Here is a 16,589-nt window from a genome sequence, read left to right on the forward strand (position 1 = left end):
GGCCTTTTATATTATAGGTTCAGGGTTAAGCCCAATGTTACTGTTTTAGCCAGTGGGTAGGCCTGCCCGTTTGTACTGTTCATTTCAGGATCCCACATCTTAAATTTGGAAAAAGTAAGCAGGTTGGTGCCCAGGAAGTAGACACGCATTGTTTTTATGCCCATCCTGTTGGTGAAAACCTTGGGGAAGGTATACCCGGCGTCCACCGTTTTTACCCGCATATAAGAACTTTCACGCAACCAGTAAGTAGAGGCACGGTAGTTGTTGGCGCTGCCGCCATAACTCAGCCGGGGATAAGCGGCCTCCGGGTCTTCATTCTCACCCAGGATCCAACGGTTCGATGATGCCACATCGGTGAGGATATTGCCCCAGTCGCCCTGGCTAAACGGATACACCGTAAAACCATTGATGAAGAACGAGGATTTACCGGCTCCCTGGAACAGGATGCTGGCATCGAAGCCTTTCCAGTTTGCAGACAAACCAAAACCGTACACAAGGTTCGGGTAGCGGGTGGCGCCTACAGCCACAATATCATTGTCGTCGATGGTACCATCACCATTAATGTCTTTGTATTTAATATCGCCGGGGGCCACCCTTCCAAAATTCTGTGTGGGGCTGTTGCGGATATCATCATAATCTTTAAAAAGCCCCAGGGCCACCAGCCCCTTGTTCTGGTTTACCCGGAAGCCGGCCCGGGTGGTATAAGGGTAATTGCTATATTGCTCATCCGCTTCCAGTATCTGATTCTTGCTGTAGGTCATGGTGCCGCGCACGGTAAGGTTCAGCTTATTGAGCTGCTGGGAAAATTTCACCTGTCCGTCAAATCCTTTCGATAAGGTAGAACCAACATTGGCGCGGGGATCCTGGCCGCGCAGCCCCACGATGTCCGGGATGTATTGCCGTTCCATATAGATACCATCCCGCTGCTCATGAAAATAATCAAGGGCACCGCTGAACTTATCGCCAAAAAAAGAAAAGTCAAGCCCAACATCATGTTTTGTAGATACCTCCCAGGTGATGGTATTGGAAGCGATCCTTGAATAGGTGAGCCCGTCGTAAGCATTTTTACTTTCGAGATCGCCCCAGTTATAGCCTCCGGCAGAATCAAACGAGGCTAGGTAGGGAAAGCGGATGGGCTGATTATCACTGCCGCTGATATAGTCGTTCCCTACTCTTCCGTACGAATAGCGGATCTTGAACATATCCATCCATTTCAGGTGCTGCTGTATAAATTTTTCTTCGGCAATGTTCCAGGCGCCGGACACAGCGGGAAACAGCCCGAATTGATGCCCGGTGGCAAAGTTTTCGGAACCATTGTAACCGAAGTTGATGTCAAAGAAGTAGCGCGACTGGTAGCCATAGGTAAACCGGCCGGCCACGCGCTGGTTGCGGCGCTCGATCCCCTGCATAATGTCGGTACCATAATTGGAGGTATTCACCTTTTTCTCCTGGGTATACTGCAGGATCCCGCCCAATGTGTGGCTTTGAATGGTTTTGCTGTAATGCAGCTCTCCCTGTAAGGTTTCGGCCCGGTCGCCGGAGGCATCTGAGCGCTGGGTGAGCAATTGCTCGTTAATGGTACGCTTTAAACGGAGATCACCGTTCGACTCCCGCTGCCGCTCGGCGATCCAGCCTTCGGGCCATTTCATCCGGCGGATATAGTTTTTGTTATTGTTATCGTAACCAAACCGCCCCACAAACCGGAGGCCATTGGTAATAAATTTCAGGTTTTGTTCAAGGGTTACGTTGGTCTGGATCTTGTTCTCCCAGTTTTCGATATAGCCTTGCTGGGTGATGAGGACCCAGGGGTTTTGCCTTTCGGCGCCGCCACGGGAAGCCACTTTACCGTTTGAGTATTTAATGGGAATAGAGATCGGGTTTTGTCCCATCAGCGAGGCCCAGATCTCGTTATACGTACCACCCGGCAGGTTTTGTTTACCCAGGGAGCCGCTTACCCCCAACCTTACCAGCGTTGTTTTGGTAAGATTCATGTCTATATTGGCCCGGTAATTCCACCGTTTGTAGTTGGCATTGGTATTGTAGTTTTTAAGGTTCTCATCGGTTTCATACATGCCGCCTTCATTGATATAACTTCCCGATACGAAGTAACGGGCCAGGGCTCCTCCGCCATCAAAGTTGAGGGAGGTGCGCTGTGTAAAGGCGCCGGGCTTCAGGAACATATTCATCCAGTTGATATCGGGAAACAGGTCCGGGTCCAGCTGGTTCCGGATCAGGGCAAGATCTTCGGGCGTATAAAAAGCTTCTTCGCTCCGGGTAATGCGCGCTTCATTCATCAGGCTGGCATAGGTATAGCCATCTACAAATTTGGGGGTAAACGTGCGGGTATTATAAGAGCCCTCATACTTACCGTTAATGCTCACTTTATCCATCTTTCCCTTCTTCGTAGTAATCAGCACCACCCCGTTTGCACCCCGGGAACCGTAGATAGCGGTGGTAGAAGCATCTTTAAGTACAGTAAAGGTTTCGATGTCTTCAATATTAATTTCGGTGAGGCTTCTTTCAAAACCATCTACCAGCACGAGGGCCGATGTGCCGGCACCAAACGTGGAAATACCCCGTATCCAAAACTCGGATGAGTTGCTGCCGGGCTGGCCGCTTCCCTGCATGGCCAATACCCCTGACACGTTTCCGGCAAGTGCATTGGTAATACTGGAAGTGGATGTTTTAAGCTGGGAAAGATCTACCGTGGTAATAGCGCCGGTAACGGTAGCTTTTTTCTGACGGCCCAATGCGGTTACTACAATTTCATCCATCGCTTTTTGTTCCGATGCCTTTAGGGTTACATCTATGTTCAGCAGGTCCTTTATCAGGATCTCCTGCGGCTCATAGCCAACATACGAAAAAACAAGCCATTGATATTTATTGGCTTTTATCGTATACACACCTTTTTCACCGGTGCTTAAACCCAGGCCGGGCTGGTCTTTTATGGCAACGGTTACACCCTGCAACGGTTCTTTCTGTTCATTTAGTACCACGCCGGTAACGGTAACAGCCACCTGGGTTGTATCCTGTGCATGGGTACACAGCACCGTTCCAACAATTGCGATCAGTATAAAAATAATTTTTCTCATTAATTTGTATTCAGTAACTGCCTGGTTGCCCGCTCTAAGGCATGCCTGCCCGGCACAACAAAGCAATCGGTTAAAAATAAATGATGGTAAACAGCACGCTTCTATTCTACGGTGATGGTACGGATGCGTTTGTTGTTGCGCTCTGCAACGTAGAAGATCTTACGAACCGGGTCATAGTCAATACCCGTGGGATCGTTAAAACGGGCCTCCGTCCTTGGATCGCCATCTATATACCCCTTCTTGCTGCCATCGGGCGTGGGACTGCCTTTACCGGCAAACGTGGCCACCACGCCGGTGGGCGAAAGGGTACGGATGCTTTGGTTGTCCTGATCGCAGAAATAAAAATCGTATTCATCCGCCTGGCCGGCATATGCCGGATTTTTTACAAATACGCCCTGGTAGGCCCTGCCGATCCTGGCGGAGGTGCCGATGGCATCTACATCGTCCTTGGTGGTGCTGCCGGCAAAGAGAATGGGTGGCTCCAGCTCGCGCGTTTGCCAATTGTAAATACTCTTATAGATGCGGGTATAGGATACGATGTAGGCATAGTTCCCGGACGGGTGAAAAAAGATCAGCGAAGACTGGTTGGTACTTCCTCCTACCATGAACAGCAATTTGGGGTTAAGCTCCCCGGTTACCGGGTCCGGAACAGCTTTCTTGATGCCGATGCCCTGGTAGCCATTATAAAACATTTCATTGGTTACCGGGTGCGGCGCCGTAGAGTAACTGGCGGGGTCATAGATATAAGGATGCACACGGCGATAGTTTTCCGACCGAAGGGTATAAGCAACCGCCACCTTGGTTCTGCTGGTAAGATTTCCGTTGTCGTCCGAAAGAAACAACGTGTCTTTATCGGTACTGAGCGTGGTGGTTTGCATTTTGGTAAAGGAGGCCTGCCCGTTGGTAATTAAGGTAGACACCGTTTGTGCGCCCAGATCCAGCTTTCTTACCGCACGATCCAGTTCTGTTACAAACAGCACATCACTTTCCGGTTCGTAGGTTACCCACGCGGGATAAGAAAACCGGGCTTCCTCAAAACTGCCGTCAACGATGGAAGAATTTCCAAGCTCGTCTACATTCCCCACCAGTGTGCCTACCGTAGTGCTTTTGATGTACGTGAACGCATCCGGAAACGTATGCGCTGCAGCTTTGCCGGCATCTCCGTCAATGACCACACGCACCTGCCCCGTACTGGTTTGGCCCGGCACCCAACAGTAGATCTGTTTTCCATTAGAGCCAACCACCTTCAGCTCCCTGTCGCCGACGTACACATGTATTTTAGATACATCCGTACCAAAGTTGTCCCCGTAAATATAAAGACGTGTTCTTATAGCACCTTTTTTTGGCGAAAAATCAGCAAACACTGTTGGCTTACCCGGGTCGTAATGATGATCCTTACCGATTAAATCTTTGTCTTTACAGCCATAAAAAGAACTGCCCAAAACCAGCAGGAAAAAGAAAAAGCAATGCATTCTTTTTTGAAATTTCATAATGGAGCTATCTTGTATTTACAAATTATTATATGGCGACCCAATCCGTATCCGCAACGTACAGCTGGTTCTTTCGCTTATTTCGATAAACAGTTTTTACCTCAATAAACCTGAACTAAAACTTAATCTACAAACAACGCATCTGAGCTGAAAGGCAAGCTATTCCAGTTAGGTTTTTTATTACGGCAAAGCAAATAAATACACCCGATATATTCTGTTCAACATTTTGTCGAATTGTTCCAAAATAACGCATGGCTACTTTTTACACGGCATCATCAATGCAACGAACATCATTGATGTTTAAAAACAAAACTTTTAAAAAACGCCGCTTCCCGGGGGTCGCCTTTTGAAACCAGCCCTACGCGTACAGCCCTGTCCCATGGTGGCAGGTAAGAGACATCCGCCGGCTGGCCGTTCAATATATGGAACCGTTTGCCATTGGTACTGTACATAAAAGTGGCCTGCGTATTGTTCGTCACTTTCACTTTCAGTAATAGCCGCGAAGGCATGCTGATAGCTTGTTCAGCAATCACTTCCGCCTTATTTTGTCTTACCTGTATTAACTGAAGTTTGTTTTTATAAGCAGTTGCCATTACAATATTGCCGTCGTCTCCGATCAGGGCAAGTCCGGCGTTTGCAGAAGAAGTTTTGAGCAGGGTTACCTGCGCTTCATAATGGGCCGTCAGAACCGCCTGACCGATGTAGGCACCACCAGCAACCGGCAGGGCATTCAATTTTAAGGTATTGCTTGAGATGCTGTAGGTCACATCCTGAAAGATGCTCCAGTGCCAGTTATCCGCCAATATGCTTTTTGAAAAATGATCGCTGATTGTTCCCGGCTTTATTGCAGCTGCTTCATCTCCTTTATTCAGAAAGCGGATCCACCCGTCGGCCGTAAATTCAAATTCGTTTAGTAAGCCCTGCCGCCCTGCGTATACGCCGCTGGCGGTGCTATACCCATGGTACAGGAAATAAAACCGGCCATCCTTTTCAACAGGTGTTCCATGCCCGGGGCATTTCCATTGGCTGTTATCCATAAGCACGGGGTTACCGGGATATTTTTCCCAGGGGCCGAACAGATGCTTTGACCGTGCCACCCCGGTACCATAGCTGCAGGCTCTTCCGCAGCATGCAGCACCGGCATAGAGGGCATAAAAATAATCCCGGTGCCGGATGATCGACACCCCTTCCACCAATCCCCGTTCCCAGGGCATATCTGCACGAAAAAGCTCCCTTTTTTCACCAGCCAGGGAGGTCCGGTCCTCTTTCATTGCTGCGGCCCAGATGGGAGTGGGTTTACCCGCGCTATTTCCATCCTCCTTCCATATGATATGCAGTTTGCCCTTTTCGTCCCGGATCGGAAATGCATCGATCGATCCGTCTTTCTGACACATTAACGGTCCAAGATCCTGGTAAGGACCTTCCGGCCGGTCTGCAACCGCCGCCGCAATACACAGGCTGCCTTCCTTTTTGCGTGCCGTGTAGTACACATACACTTTACCATTATCATAGCTGATTTCCGGCGCCCACATATAATAGTGCGCCCATGCGGGCATTTTTGTAAATACATGCCCCGCGGCTTTCCAGTTTACCAGGTCCTTTGAGCGGTACAGCGTAAACGCCGGGAACCAATTTGAGGTAGTACCGGCGGCCCAGTATTCATCACCTATTTTTACCACCGAAGGATCGGGATGATCGCCCCGCAACACCAGTTGCTGGGCATTTGAATATATGGCAAGAAGCAATAAAAAAAACAATACCGGCAAACGCATCGCAAACATCTCTACAACTAAATTGAACTATTTTTAAATGGATTACAACTGGGTGTAATGAAGTGGCGAAGAAAATAAATACCACCGGATTCTGCTGTTCAATATTTAGTCGAATCGTTCCAGATTGCCGGCACCGTTAAAAAAGCCGTTACCTGGCGTTATTATTTATACAATGGGAATGTAGCCCTGGTTTACACTTAGCAAACGGCATCTATGTTTCTACACGAGCTGGGGATACATACAACCGTTGATCTGTTGTACAATAAAAACTCCGTCTCTTTCCTTTACCCGTATATTTTTTAACCAGCGGCTGTCCGCATTTCGGACAGCTGCGTTTCGTATGCACCAACCAATGTGCTTTTAATACAAAGGCTCTTTTCCACTCCAGGAAATCGAAACTATAATTCCGTGCCTCTGCAACCAGTGCTTTTAGCTTTGAAGATGGCAGCGCTCCTACCAGGCTCTCCGGCTGAACGCCGATCCGGAACAGCACTTCATTTTTGATAATGTTTCCAACACCGGCAAAAATATCCTGGTCCAGCAGGGCATCGCAAACCATCATACCCGGCAGCTGCGCCAGTTTTTTTCGGGCCTTGCCGGCATTCCATTGCGCGCTTAAAACGTCTGCCTCCCAATCAATGGCTTGCAGCATTACATTTTCGATCAGCTTTACGGCGCAGGTATAAAAAAACAGGGTCCCTTTTTTAAAGTGCAGTGCCAGGCGGAGGCTTTTGTCTGGTTTTATTTGCTCACCAATACTGTAAGAGCCGAACATAAGCAGGTGGATCCGCACAGTTATCTGATCTAAAACGAGGAAGGTTTGTTTTCCAAAGGTTTTTATTTCAAGCAGTTTTTTTCCATTCAGCTGATCCATTTCTATTTTCGCATTTCCCCGCGCGCTGATGATCCGGCCACCTGCAAACGGTTGCAGGGCTTCTTTCATGAGCCATATGGAGGGACCTTCGGGCAAAAGAAACGGTTATGCTTTTACAATATCAATTCTGTGGCCCGCTTCACCTTAAGGCCATTCAGTATTTAAAAAAAGCGCCGTCTTCCAGAGGTACAAACTGAAAGACGGCGCCTTCTTTTATTCCTCAGATGCCTCTGCATTAATACTATTTTCAGCAATAGAGGTCAATGTTTCATCGGCTTCTTTTTCCTCCGCCAGTGTTTGGTCAAACAGGTTCGCCACATCTGTCAGATGGAGTGTTTTGGCTAATACCGAAAGTCCGCCGTAGGTCGCTATTTCGTAATGCTCGGTCTTTTGCGCCGCCAGTATAATACCCACATCACGCGTAGCCGTTCCTGCTTCCGTATCTTCCAGCACGCCTGCCCCTTCCTGCGCCAGCCCTTCCATGGCCTCGCATTTTTTTGCCTGGGGCCGTTTCTCTAAAAGCTCAAATACCTGCTCCAACCTTGACACATGCGTTTTTGTAACTTCAAGATGTTCGTTGATCGCATCTCTTAAAGCTTCGGATGCAGCACCCTTAGCAAGTTTCGGCAGTGTTTTTACCAGGTGTTTTTCTGCCCAGTAAATGTCTTTTATTTCATCCACAAATAGCTCCATCAATGCCGATTGCGCTTCAGACATATTCCCATTGCTTTTTTTAGAGGCGGTCGTTTTTTTTGGTGCAGGTTTTTTAGTAGTTGCCATAATTGCTGTTTTTTATTTTTAGATATTGATTCATTGGGATCCGTTGAACAAGCGGCTCAGGCTTTTCGTTCAAAGGAGTACACTTCTTTTATATGCTGGTTGAAATACGCGCCCTTGCTTGAAGCCGTTTTAAATGCCTGGTATACCGCTTCCGGTACTTCATAATAATCATATATGGCACCGGAAACAAAATGGATCTCCAGTGTTTTTGTTCCAGCATGATAATGGAACTGCGCTATAACGGTTGAGGGCATGGTGCAGGTTTGCGACTATTTAATAAATTTTCTTATACCCCATCCAACGCCAAAATGCCGGACTGTAAAAAATCATCAATGATCGCACCGGCCGTCTATTGGCAGCGTTCATACGTAAAAACACGCTGTCAGCCACTTTGCGGGTTACGGCCAGGTATATTATTTATGCGCAGCTAAACCTGCCTGTTCATGCACCAGCGCAATCAGCCTGCGGGCGGCAGCTCCCGCCGAAAGCGGGTTCTGCCCGGTCACCAGCAAACCATCGGTCTCTACATGACTCACAAAAGGCAGGGCCGCACTGCGAAAATTAGCGCCCAACTCCTTCAGGCGGTCTTCCAGTTTATACGGAATATTGTTTGCTCGAAACACCAGTACCTCTTCTTCATTGGTAAATGCGGTGATGTTCCTTCCTGCCAGTAACCCCGGCTTTAACTCCGCAGCAATGGTCAGCGCAGCGGGGCCATGACAAACAGCCCCCACGGGTTTCCCGGCCGATAAATAATGCAGGATCAGCCGCCCGCTAAACTCATTGAAAGCAAGATCCCATAGCGGCCCATGCCCTCCGGGGTAAAAGACCGCATCAAACATGGTTGGGTCTATTTCATGCAGCATGAATGTATTTTCAAAAGCCATTTTAGCGGCCGTGTCGTCAATAAACCGGCGGTTAGCCTGGGTGATATTCTCCGTTACGGTGCTCAACGGATCCACCGGCGGTTTACCCCCTTCAGGGCTGCATAAGGTTACCTGCCAGCCGGCATCTATAAATTCATAATACGGATCGGTGAATTCACCCAGCCAGACCCCGGTAGTGCTTTCCGTATTTTCCATTCCGGCATGAGAGGTCAATACCATCAGTATGCGCTTCATTAAAAGTCGATTTTACTTGTGCGGCAGATATGATCCAGGCACGACGCTGCTATCATTTATTTTGCTTTTTTCAGGGCCCTGATATGTTCCAGGTGGGTCCTTAACACGGGCAATGTTTTTACCGCAAATGCCCGGAGATCGCTGTCCTGCACTTCTTTTTGAGCATCTTCAAAAAGCTTTACTGTTTTTTCATGATCGTCTACCATCTGCTTCACATAGGCCTTATCAAAATCGGCCCCGGATTTCGAAGACAGGTCGTTTGCTACTTTTTGCATATCATCGCCCGGTGCGGCCGGCAGGGTAATGTTTTTACCCGCAGCGATCATTTTTAATTCATCATTGGCTTTCGAATGGTCCGTCACCATCATTTTGCCAAACTCCTTTACCTTCGGATCGGCGCCCTGGTTTTGAGCCATTTCTCCTAATTGAACCTCCGCCATGCCACCATTGGCGGCATCTACGGCAAATTTTGCATCCTTTTCAGCAACCGGTGGCGGCGTTCCGGCAGCATGACTGCTATCGATCATAGCCTCGTTTGTACTATCCGCCCGGGAGGTAGTGTCCTTAGACTGCTGGCTATTACAGCTCAGGCAGGTTGCAAAAATTCCGATGGTTAACAATTGCATTACTGTTTTCATACGCTATTATTTGGGGTTTATTAAAATGATTTTCAAATACTGAACAAAGTGGTAGTAACAATTACCGTTCCTGAGTTGTCAGAAGCGGTTTATCACCGCTTTTTCCGGGTGTCTGTTGACCAGAGGAATCAATAACCCAAAAAACGGGGAACAATTTCCACAAAGCGCACTTGTAGCAGAGCGCTGTTTCTTTTTTTTGTGCCGGTTTCCGGGAGTGGCTGCTTTCCGGCGGATTGGTACTGGTATAATGTTTGGGATTAAAAACCCGGGACATTAAAAGCACCGGGACGCGACCGGCGCCCTGTTTTCATTCATGGTTCTAAAAAAAGCACTATGGATTCTTTAAAAAAATACACGCTTATTACCGGTGGCACCCGGGGAATCGGAAGAGAACTTGCCAGGGTATTTGCCCAAAACGGACATAACCTGATCCTTGTGGCGCGTAGCCCGGACGAACTGGAAGCAACCAGGGCCGATCTTGATGTTTACGGTGTGGATATTGTTACGATCGTAAAGGACCTTTTTCATGCAGCCGCCCCTTTTGAACTGCACCGCGAAACAACCGAACAAAACCTGTATGTGAATATCCTCGTAAACAATGCCGGGCAGGGTTTATATGGGTTGTTTGAAAACACCAATATCGACCGGGAACTGGCCATCATTCAGCTGAATATAGCCTCGCTGGTAGTGCTTACGAAACTGTACCTCCAGGATATGCTGGCACAGGGAGGTGATGGAAAAATACTGAACCTGTCTTCAATCGCCAGCAAATCTCCCGGCCCCTGGCAATCTGTTTACCATGGAACCAAGGCCTTTGTGCAATCCTTTACAGAAGCATTACGAAGCGAGGTGAAAGATGAAGGTATTGTAGTAACCGCCCTGCTGCCCGGCACCACGGACACCGACTTTTTCAACAAGGCAGGAATGACGGATTCGAAGGCCGTTCAGGACAAAAGCCAGCTGGCCGACCCCGCCGAAGTGGCGCGGGACGGATACCAGGCATTGATGAACAATGCAGATATGGTTATTTCCGGGTTTAAAAACAAGGTAAACGTAGCTATAAATAATCTCACGCCGGACGACCTGGCGGCAGACAAAATGAAGGAAAATCAAAAACCAGCCAATTCATAAAGCGTACCCAGGCAACAATGATCTCATTCTCCGGCAAGTCAGGTCCTGGTGTTTATCGACAAACAGGCACATTTGTCTACCAATACCCTAACTTTCCCGCTCCCGGCGTATCTTTACCCTCGCTGAAACATGAGCTGATTGATCAGAAAATATCCAATACTGAGGTCTTTATTCTATTGGCTGATAGCCTTTAGCTTGCTTGTATTTATTTACAGCACCGCATATGGCAGTTATAACCTGGGGGTAAAAGTCATCCTGATGCTGCTGCCGGTTCATATGTGCTATTTTTACCTGGTGGGCGGCTGGATATTGCCCCGCTATTATTTCCGGGGAAAGTATGTGCAGACCTGCATCCTGATATTGCTGGTTATGCCGCTGATGGCGGTGGTATACCGGCTTACCGAAGTCTTTATCACAGACCCGTTCATCTATCATTTTTACAAGGTACGGGACAGCAGTTTTACATGGGCCAGTCATGCCCGGCCTTTGCGCGAGCAACTGCTAAGCCCGGTTGATTTTGTAAATGCAATTGAACGCAGCAATACGGTTGTATGGATCTGCGTAACACTCAAACTGTTTATTCTATGGCATGAACGTAAACAAAGCGTTTTGCAGGCGGAACTTAATTTTTTAAAAGGCCAGCTACATCCGCATTTTTTGTTTAATGCACTGAATAATCTGTATGCCTTGTCTTTAGATAAGGCCCCGCAAACGCCCCATGTTATCCTTGGGCTTTCAAATATACTCCGCTATGTACTCTACGAATGTACGGCAGAACAGGTGCCACTAAAAAGAGATATTGAGGTGCTGAACGATTATATCGAATTGGAAAAGCTCCGTTATGAAGACCGCTTAGAGCTGAATGTAAATATAGATCCGCATACCGGTCCTATACAGATTGCACCGTTGCTGATGCTTCCGCTTGTTGAAAATGCATTTAAACACGGGGCTGCAGAAACCACCGATATGCCGTGGATGAATATTGACTTACATCTTTCAGGGAATAACCTCACGTTTAAGATTGCCAATAGTAAACCGGAGTTGCCGGTTACGCATCCCCAGGGCCCGAAGTACCGTGGTGAAATTGGTTTACTTAACTTGCGGAAGCGACTGGAATACGCGTACCCCTCAAAATACCAGTTCCGGTATTTTGACGAAAGCGATTGTTTTATCGCCGAATTGCATATTCAGCTATCTTAAAAATCATAAAGAAAACGCGATGGTGATCCGTACAATTATTGTTGATGACGAGCCACATGCAATGGAAATTATAAAAAAGTATGCGGCACATATTCCCGAAATAGAAATTGTGGGCACCTGCGGCAATGCGATAGAAGCCTTTCAAACCATTCAAAACTCCAGGGTAGACCTGGTTTTCCTGGATATCAAAATGCCCCGTCTTTTAGGCACCGACCTGGTGCGCAGTCTGAAAAAGCCGCCGCTGGTGATCTTTACAACCGCCTACCAGGAGTATGCCATTGAAGGATTTGACCTGAATGCCATCGACTACCTGCTAAAGCCCATCCCGCTGAAGCGCTTCCTGCAGGCGATTGACAAGGTGATGCATTTCCTGAATGCCGATTATAAAACGACGGAGGCTACCGGCCAACCGGAAGAAGCGCCTGCGCTACCGGCTGCGCATTTCCTGTACCTGCGTGTGGAACGCCGGCTGCTGAAAGTAAATACCGCCGATATTCTGTGGATCGAAAGTATAAAGGATTATATCAAGGTAATTACCAAAGACAAGGCCTTTCAAACAAAGCAAAAGATCAGTGTTACCGAAAAGCTGCTTCCGATGGGCGCATTTATGCGCATTCACCGCTCTTTTATTATTCCCATCAATAAAGTGGATGGTTATCATCCCAACCATGTGATCATTTCCGGAAACAAAATCCCCATTGGCCGCAACTATAAACAGATCTGCGCACAGCAGTTCAACCCGGAAAGCGGCTATCTCTATTGCCCCGAATGAATGTTGTGATATATTGTTAACCGCAGAGAGTGGGAGGACGCTGAGCTTCGCTAAGGTGAGGCGATAGCACACAGCCTTTATATTCGCTGAACGTACTGCAATGTCTCATCAACCATAACGGACGCCATTGTTATGCAAGGAACTTTGCGGTAAAAGATAAACCGCAGAGAGTGGGAGGACGCTGAGCTTCGCGGAAGTGAGGTCACACAACACTGCCTTTATATTCCCCGAACTCGCTGCAATGTTTCATCAACCACAACGGGCCCAAGGCCAAGCAACCGCAACACCATCCGGCATAGCAATACCTCCATACAGCGATAAATAAAGCCATCCGTCGCCGGTATTTGTGCAATAGTAAAAATAGTTTCAATCTTGCGCTTTCTTACCAATTCCGGCCGCTAAACGCCAAAAGACAAATAAAAAAACAGATGATGAAACAACCATTCGCACGACTTTGTATATCAAAAAAACGGAACCGTCTTACCATAGCCGGTCCGGTCGCAGATTCCCCAACAATAGCAGTGTTGCCGGGAATGAAAGAATGCCGCATCACAACGATCAAAAAACGCCGCTAACAGTATTTCATTTTTAACACAAAAAATATCTACAAATGGAACAATTGACCACGCCTTCCTATCGAAGTTACCAGGGAGGTTATTTCCGAACGCTGATCGCGCCCGAGCAAACAGGCGAAGCGTTGGCCATACTGGAGCTTACGCTTCCCCGGGGAGCCGAGCCACCGCCGCATATCCATACGCATGAAGATGAGGCTTTTTATGTAGTAAAAGGAGAAATGGCGGTAACAGTGGCGGGCACAACAACATTGTTGAAAGCCGGCGAGGCCCTGTTTGCGCCCAAAAATGTGCCGCACTCCTTCCGGATCCTTACAGAGAACGCCACGCTGTTAAACCTGATTACACCAGGGCAGCTCTGGAACTATTTTATTGAATTCAGCCAGCCCCTCAGCGAAGCTCCGGGAACGGTTGCAGCTGCGGGGCCGCCGCCACCGGATGTTTTAAAAAGAATGGTCGACGTAATCACCGATACCTATAAAGTAATTTTTATACAACCCAATAATTCTTAACAAATGAAGACACTTTTTTTTAGTTTAATCATCCTGGCTTTACTGACGGCCTGTTCACATAAAGACGCGCCCCTTTTAACTGCATTCAAGGTAGACGAAGATCGCTCTGCGGTTGAATGGAAAGGCAGTGCTCCCACACATTTTCACAAAGGTGCGTTTAAGGTTTCCGGCAACCTTACCACAAACGGAAAAAGCACCATCACAGGCGGCGACTTTTCCATTCCGATCGCCAGTATCAGCAACTTTGACCTTACTGATCCGGCAGAGCGGGAAGCGCTCTTAGCAGACCTGAAAAGTCCGCGTTTTTTCAATATAGTGGCACATCCGAATGCCAGCTTTCACATCACCAAGGTTGAGCCCTATAGCGACGCTGCTTTATCTGCCAACACCATGATCACCGGCGATTTCACCATGATCGGGCAAACCCACAGCATCCAGATCCCTGCGGTGGTAAAAACGGAAAAAGATAAAATATCAGCAGAAGGCAGCTTTAAACTGAACCGTCTGCAATGGGGTATGAACATTTTTAATGATCCCGAAGAAACGCTTTATATCCTGCCGGATGTAGACATCACGCTGAAGCTCCATTTCAACCCGTCCGGCTCGTAAGTCCTGTAACAACTCCCTTTCCAAATCCCTGCGCCGGTCAGAAAATAACGGCCGGCGCTTATATTTTTAATTATAAAAAAATGCATCATGAAATTTTTTTATCTCCCGCTGATGGTATACATGGCATTTGCAGGCTGCTCAAAAACCCAGGAAAATGCATCCGGCGATAGCGGATGGGGCGAACAACCAGCCCTGCCCGTGGTAGATGGCCATTCCAATTTCACCATTTCCGGTAATCAATATTACGTGAACGTTATGGGCAGTACCCTGCCCCGCATGCCCGTCTTTCCTTCGTTATCAGCCAAGCCAGGTATTGCCAGGGGTTATGTGGCTGATTTAAGCGGAAAACCGCTGAAAGGAGCACATATAGGCGTATCTTCTTCTATGACCGGCGGGTTTTACTCCAGCGGAAGCGGGCTAACCAACGATAACGGGTACTATGAGTTTGCCATTCCTTCCGGTGCCGCCTACTTTTTTGGTACAGCCACAACGATCTCATATAATGAAACGCCAACAGTTGTGGCTTTATATCCCGCCGGAGGCACCAGTTCCTTTCCCTCAGGGAACGGAGTGGTCAAAAATTTTGTACTGCTCTCTTACGGTCCTGCAAACCCAGATGAGGTGGCACAGCAACCCAATAACGAAAGTAATTATTACGGCGGCGCGTTGTCGTTCTGGTTCAATACAAACGACCCCGACGATTACTATCAGAATCCCGAATACCTGCCATCCAACGGCATCATTGAAATTGAGCTGATACCCGTAGGAACCGGTCTTTATGGCGAAAAAAGGTCTTTTAAAATCACCCGGCAAATAGGCACCCAAACCGGGTTTGCTATTCACAATATCCCGGTAGGTAACTATACCATTAACGCCAAAATGAGTGACGGACATAAATTGAAAATGAGCGCTATCGGTACAAAGGCCAATGTGTATGAGCATCTGGGCCTTAAACCCGACAATGCGATAGGAACATCTACGGTAACCTTTACCCCTAACCATCAGTATACACCGGTAATGGTTGCTTCCTTTAAAAGCAACTGGGACGCGCTTGAAATTGGATTAAAAATGGAATAGCGGGGGTACTATAAGACAGAATACCCGCTTCTTTATTCAAAAATGAAATGAACAATTAACGATGAAAAAAAATATATACTTCTATGCATTCTGTTTGATTGTAACCCTGATGTCCTGCAAAAAGGATGGCGGCGCCACTGAATCTGAAACAGGCTATGCCACCGGGAAAGTGGTTGACACCCAGGGAAAGCCGTTAAGTGATGTAGCAATAACGATCGAAAACACACTCACCGGCACCTATGTATCTTATGTTGGGAAAACCGGCGCAGATGGCACCTATAAGATCAAAATCGGAAAGGTAGGCACCTATCATGCCAATGCTTACCTTGTAAAAAGCTACAATGGGAAAAGCTATCGCTTGCCACTGCATCCAGATAACGATGAAGTGTTCAGCAATGCGGGTGCTGTAAGAAATTTCCAATGGAAGCTTTCTGGCGCCATGCCGGAGGATGGATATTATGGTGCGCATATTGAGCTCATTGGCGAATTAGGTATGGACATTGATGAACAAAGTATTGAGTATACGCTAACGCCTGTGGGCAAACTGATCGATGGTTCAGATGGCAAAGTTTTAACACTGCATACCGGACAACCCAATACACCGGCATACAACAAACTAACCGACATTCCAATTGGCCGCTATACTTTGGCGGCGGTCTATGTCAAAAATGGCCAACGACAGCCGCTCCGGCTTAAATACACACTGGGCTCCAGCGGTTATCAATCCGGTTTAACAATCGACTTCCCGGAAACCTGGTATGAAGGAGTTGCAGTAACTTATAATTATTAAATAACTCATTTAACAGCAAAATCCGGCAAGGGCATCGTATCTGATTCCTTTGCCGGATTTGTTTATAAGAAACCCGTATCATAAATAGCTTTATAAATTTATGCCCGGTCAGAAAGGACGCCGCCTGAGGCGCAAGCCATGGTTTGCGTCTTCACCAAA

Annotated in this window: 15 protein-coding genes; 7 read left to right on the forward strand and 8 right to left on the reverse strand. The window is 47.6% G+C overall.

The window, feature by feature from the left end; translation table 11 throughout:
* Positions 1 to 11: 11 nt before the first annotated feature.
* The 8 genes from Q1V85_RS06240 to Q1V85_RS06275 form a co-directional block, all read right to left on the reverse strand.
* The gene (locus Q1V85_RS06240) at positions 12 to 3,092 is read right to left on the reverse strand and encodes a TonB-dependent receptor (protein ID WP_300598424.1); all 3,081 of its coding nucleotides are present in this window, start codon (positions 3,090 to 3,092) and stop codon (positions 12 to 14) included.
* Positions 3,093 to 3,193: 101 nt separating this feature from the next.
* The gene (locus Q1V85_RS06245) at positions 3,194 to 4,582 is read right to left on the reverse strand and encodes an IPT/TIG domain-containing protein (RefSeq protein ID WP_300598425.1); all 1,389 of its coding nucleotides are present in this window, start codon (positions 4,580 to 4,582) and stop codon (positions 3,194 to 3,196) included.
* A gap of 290 nt (positions 4,583 to 4,872) precedes the next feature.
* Positions 4,873 to 6,363, reverse strand: coding sequence for a family 43 glycosylhydrolase (locus Q1V85_RS06250; protein ID WP_300598426.1), 1,491 nt, complete (start codon positions 6,361 to 6,363; stop codon positions 4,873 to 4,875).
* A gap of 202 nt (positions 6,364 to 6,565) precedes the next feature.
* Positions 6,566 to 7,324: a DNA-formamidopyrimidine glycosylase family protein gene (locus Q1V85_RS06255; RefSeq protein ID WP_300598427.1), complete on the reverse strand. Its 759-nt coding sequence runs from the start codon at positions 7,322 to 7,324 to the stop codon at positions 6,566 to 6,568.
* A 117-nt stretch (positions 7,325 to 7,441) separates the two neighbouring features.
* Positions 7,442 to 8,008, reverse strand: coding sequence for a ferritin-like domain-containing protein (locus Q1V85_RS06260; RefSeq protein ID WP_300598428.1), 567 nt, complete (start codon positions 8,006 to 8,008; stop codon positions 7,442 to 7,444).
* A 56-nt stretch (positions 8,009 to 8,064) separates the two neighbouring features.
* On the reverse strand, positions 8,065 to 8,262 hold the full coding sequence (locus Q1V85_RS06265; RefSeq protein ID WP_300598429.1) for a KTSC domain-containing protein: 198 nt from the start codon (positions 8,260 to 8,262) through the stop codon (positions 8,065 to 8,067).
* Between the two features lie 159 nt (positions 8,263 to 8,421).
* Positions 8,422 to 9,129: a type 1 glutamine amidotransferase domain-containing protein gene (locus tag Q1V85_RS06270; RefSeq protein ID WP_300598431.1), complete on the reverse strand. Its 708-nt coding sequence runs from the start codon at positions 9,127 to 9,129 to the stop codon at positions 8,422 to 8,424.
* Between the two features lie 56 nt (positions 9,130 to 9,185).
* Positions 9,186 to 9,767: a DUF4142 domain-containing protein gene (locus Q1V85_RS06275; RefSeq protein ID WP_300598433.1), complete on the reverse strand. Its 582-nt coding sequence runs from the start codon at positions 9,765 to 9,767 to the stop codon at positions 9,186 to 9,188.
* Between the two features lie 333 nt (positions 9,768 to 10,100).
* Between Q1V85_RS06275 and Q1V85_RS06280 the strand changes: the two genes are divergently transcribed.
* The 7 genes from Q1V85_RS06280 to Q1V85_RS06310 all read left to right on the forward strand — a co-directional run bounded on the left by Q1V85_RS06280 (position 10,101) and on the right by Q1V85_RS06310 (position 16,430).
* Positions 10,101 to 10,898: an SDR family oxidoreductase gene (locus tag Q1V85_RS06280; RefSeq protein WP_300598435.1), complete on the forward strand. Its 798-nt coding sequence runs from the start codon at positions 10,101 to 10,103 to the stop codon at positions 10,896 to 10,898.
* Positions 10,899 to 11,093: 195 nt separating this feature from the next.
* Positions 11,094 to 12,098, forward strand: a complete 1,005-nt coding sequence (locus Q1V85_RS06285; protein WP_300598436.1) for a histidine kinase — start codon at positions 11,094 to 11,096, stop codon at positions 12,096 to 12,098.
* Between the two features lie 19 nt (positions 12,099 to 12,117).
* The gene (locus tag Q1V85_RS06290; protein ID WP_300598437.1) at positions 12,118 to 12,870 is read left to right on the forward strand and encodes a LytTR family DNA-binding domain-containing protein; all 753 of its coding nucleotides are present in this window, start codon (positions 12,118 to 12,120) and stop codon (positions 12,868 to 12,870) included.
* A gap of 610 nt (positions 12,871 to 13,480) precedes the next feature.
* The gene (locus Q1V85_RS06295; protein WP_300598438.1) at positions 13,481 to 13,954 is read left to right on the forward strand and encodes a cupin domain-containing protein; all 474 of its coding nucleotides are present in this window, start codon (positions 13,481 to 13,483) and stop codon (positions 13,952 to 13,954) included.
* 3 nt (positions 13,955 to 13,957) lie between these two features.
* Positions 13,958 to 14,563 (forward strand): YceI family protein, encoded by a 606-nt coding sequence (locus Q1V85_RS06300; RefSeq protein WP_300598439.1) that lies wholly within the window; start codon positions 13,958 to 13,960, stop codon positions 14,561 to 14,563.
* An 87-nt stretch (positions 14,564 to 14,650) separates the two neighbouring features.
* Positions 14,651 to 15,640 carry a hypothetical protein gene (locus Q1V85_RS06305; protein WP_300598440.1) on the forward strand — a complete coding sequence of 330 codons (990 nt, stop codon included), beginning with the start codon at positions 14,651 to 14,653 and terminating at the stop codon, positions 15,638 to 15,640.
* A 61-nt stretch (positions 15,641 to 15,701) separates the two neighbouring features.
* Positions 15,702 to 16,430, forward strand: a complete 729-nt coding sequence (locus Q1V85_RS06310) for a carboxypeptidase-like regulatory domain-containing protein (RefSeq protein ID WP_300598441.1) — start codon at positions 15,702 to 15,704, stop codon at positions 16,428 to 16,430.
* Positions 16,431 to 16,589: the final 159 nt, after the last annotated feature.

This window comes from Niabella sp., assembly GCF_030150205.1.
Taxonomy (GTDB): domain Bacteria; phylum Bacteroidota; class Bacteroidia; order Chitinophagales; family Chitinophagaceae; genus Niabella.

Bases quoted from the DNA above. Each gene is read 5' to 3' on its own strand.
- Q1V85_RS06240 (WP_300598424.1), bottom strand. From the start codon at position 3,092: ATGAGAAAAATTATTTTTATACTGATCGCAATTGTTGGAACGGTGCTG.
- Q1V85_RS06245 (WP_300598425.1), bottom strand. From the start codon at position 4,582: ATGAAATTTCAAAAAAGAATGCATTGCTTTTTCTTTTTCCTGCTGGTT.
- Q1V85_RS06250 (WP_300598426.1), bottom strand. From the start codon at position 6,363: ATGTTTGCGATGCGTTTGCCGGTATTGTTTTTTTTATTGCTTCTTGCC.
- Q1V85_RS06260 (WP_300598428.1), bottom strand. From the start codon at position 8,008: ATGGCAACTACTAAAAAACCTGCACCAAAAAAAACGACCGCCTCTAAA.
- Q1V85_RS06265 (WP_300598429.1), bottom strand. From the start codon at position 8,262: ATGCCCTCAACCGTTATAGCGCAGTTCCATTATCATGCTGGAACAAAA.
- Q1V85_RS06270 (WP_300598431.1), bottom strand. From the start codon at position 9,129: ATGAAGCGCATACTGATGGTATTGACCTCTCATGCCGGAATGGAAAAT.
- Q1V85_RS06275 (WP_300598433.1), bottom strand. From the start codon at position 9,767: ATGAAAACAGTAATGCAATTGTTAACCATCGGAATTTTTGCAACCTGC.
- Q1V85_RS06280 (WP_300598435.1), top strand. From the start codon at position 10,101: ATGGATTCTTTAAAAAAATACACGCTTATTACCGGTGGCACCCGGGGA.
- Q1V85_RS06290 (WP_300598437.1), top strand. From the start codon at position 12,118: ATGGTGATCCGTACAATTATTGTTGATGACGAGCCACATGCAATGGAA.
- Q1V85_RS06295 (WP_300598438.1), top strand. From the start codon at position 13,481: ATGGAACAATTGACCACGCCTTCCTATCGAAGTTACCAGGGAGGTTAT.
- Q1V85_RS06300 (WP_300598439.1), top strand. From the start codon at position 13,958: ATGAAGACACTTTTTTTTAGTTTAATCATCCTGGCTTTACTGACGGCC.
- Q1V85_RS06305 (WP_300598440.1), top strand. From the start codon at position 14,651: ATGAAATTTTTTTATCTCCCGCTGATGGTATACATGGCATTTGCAGGC.
- Q1V85_RS06310 (WP_300598441.1), top strand. From the start codon at position 15,702: ATGAAAAAAAATATATACTTCTATGCATTCTGTTTGATTGTAACCCTG.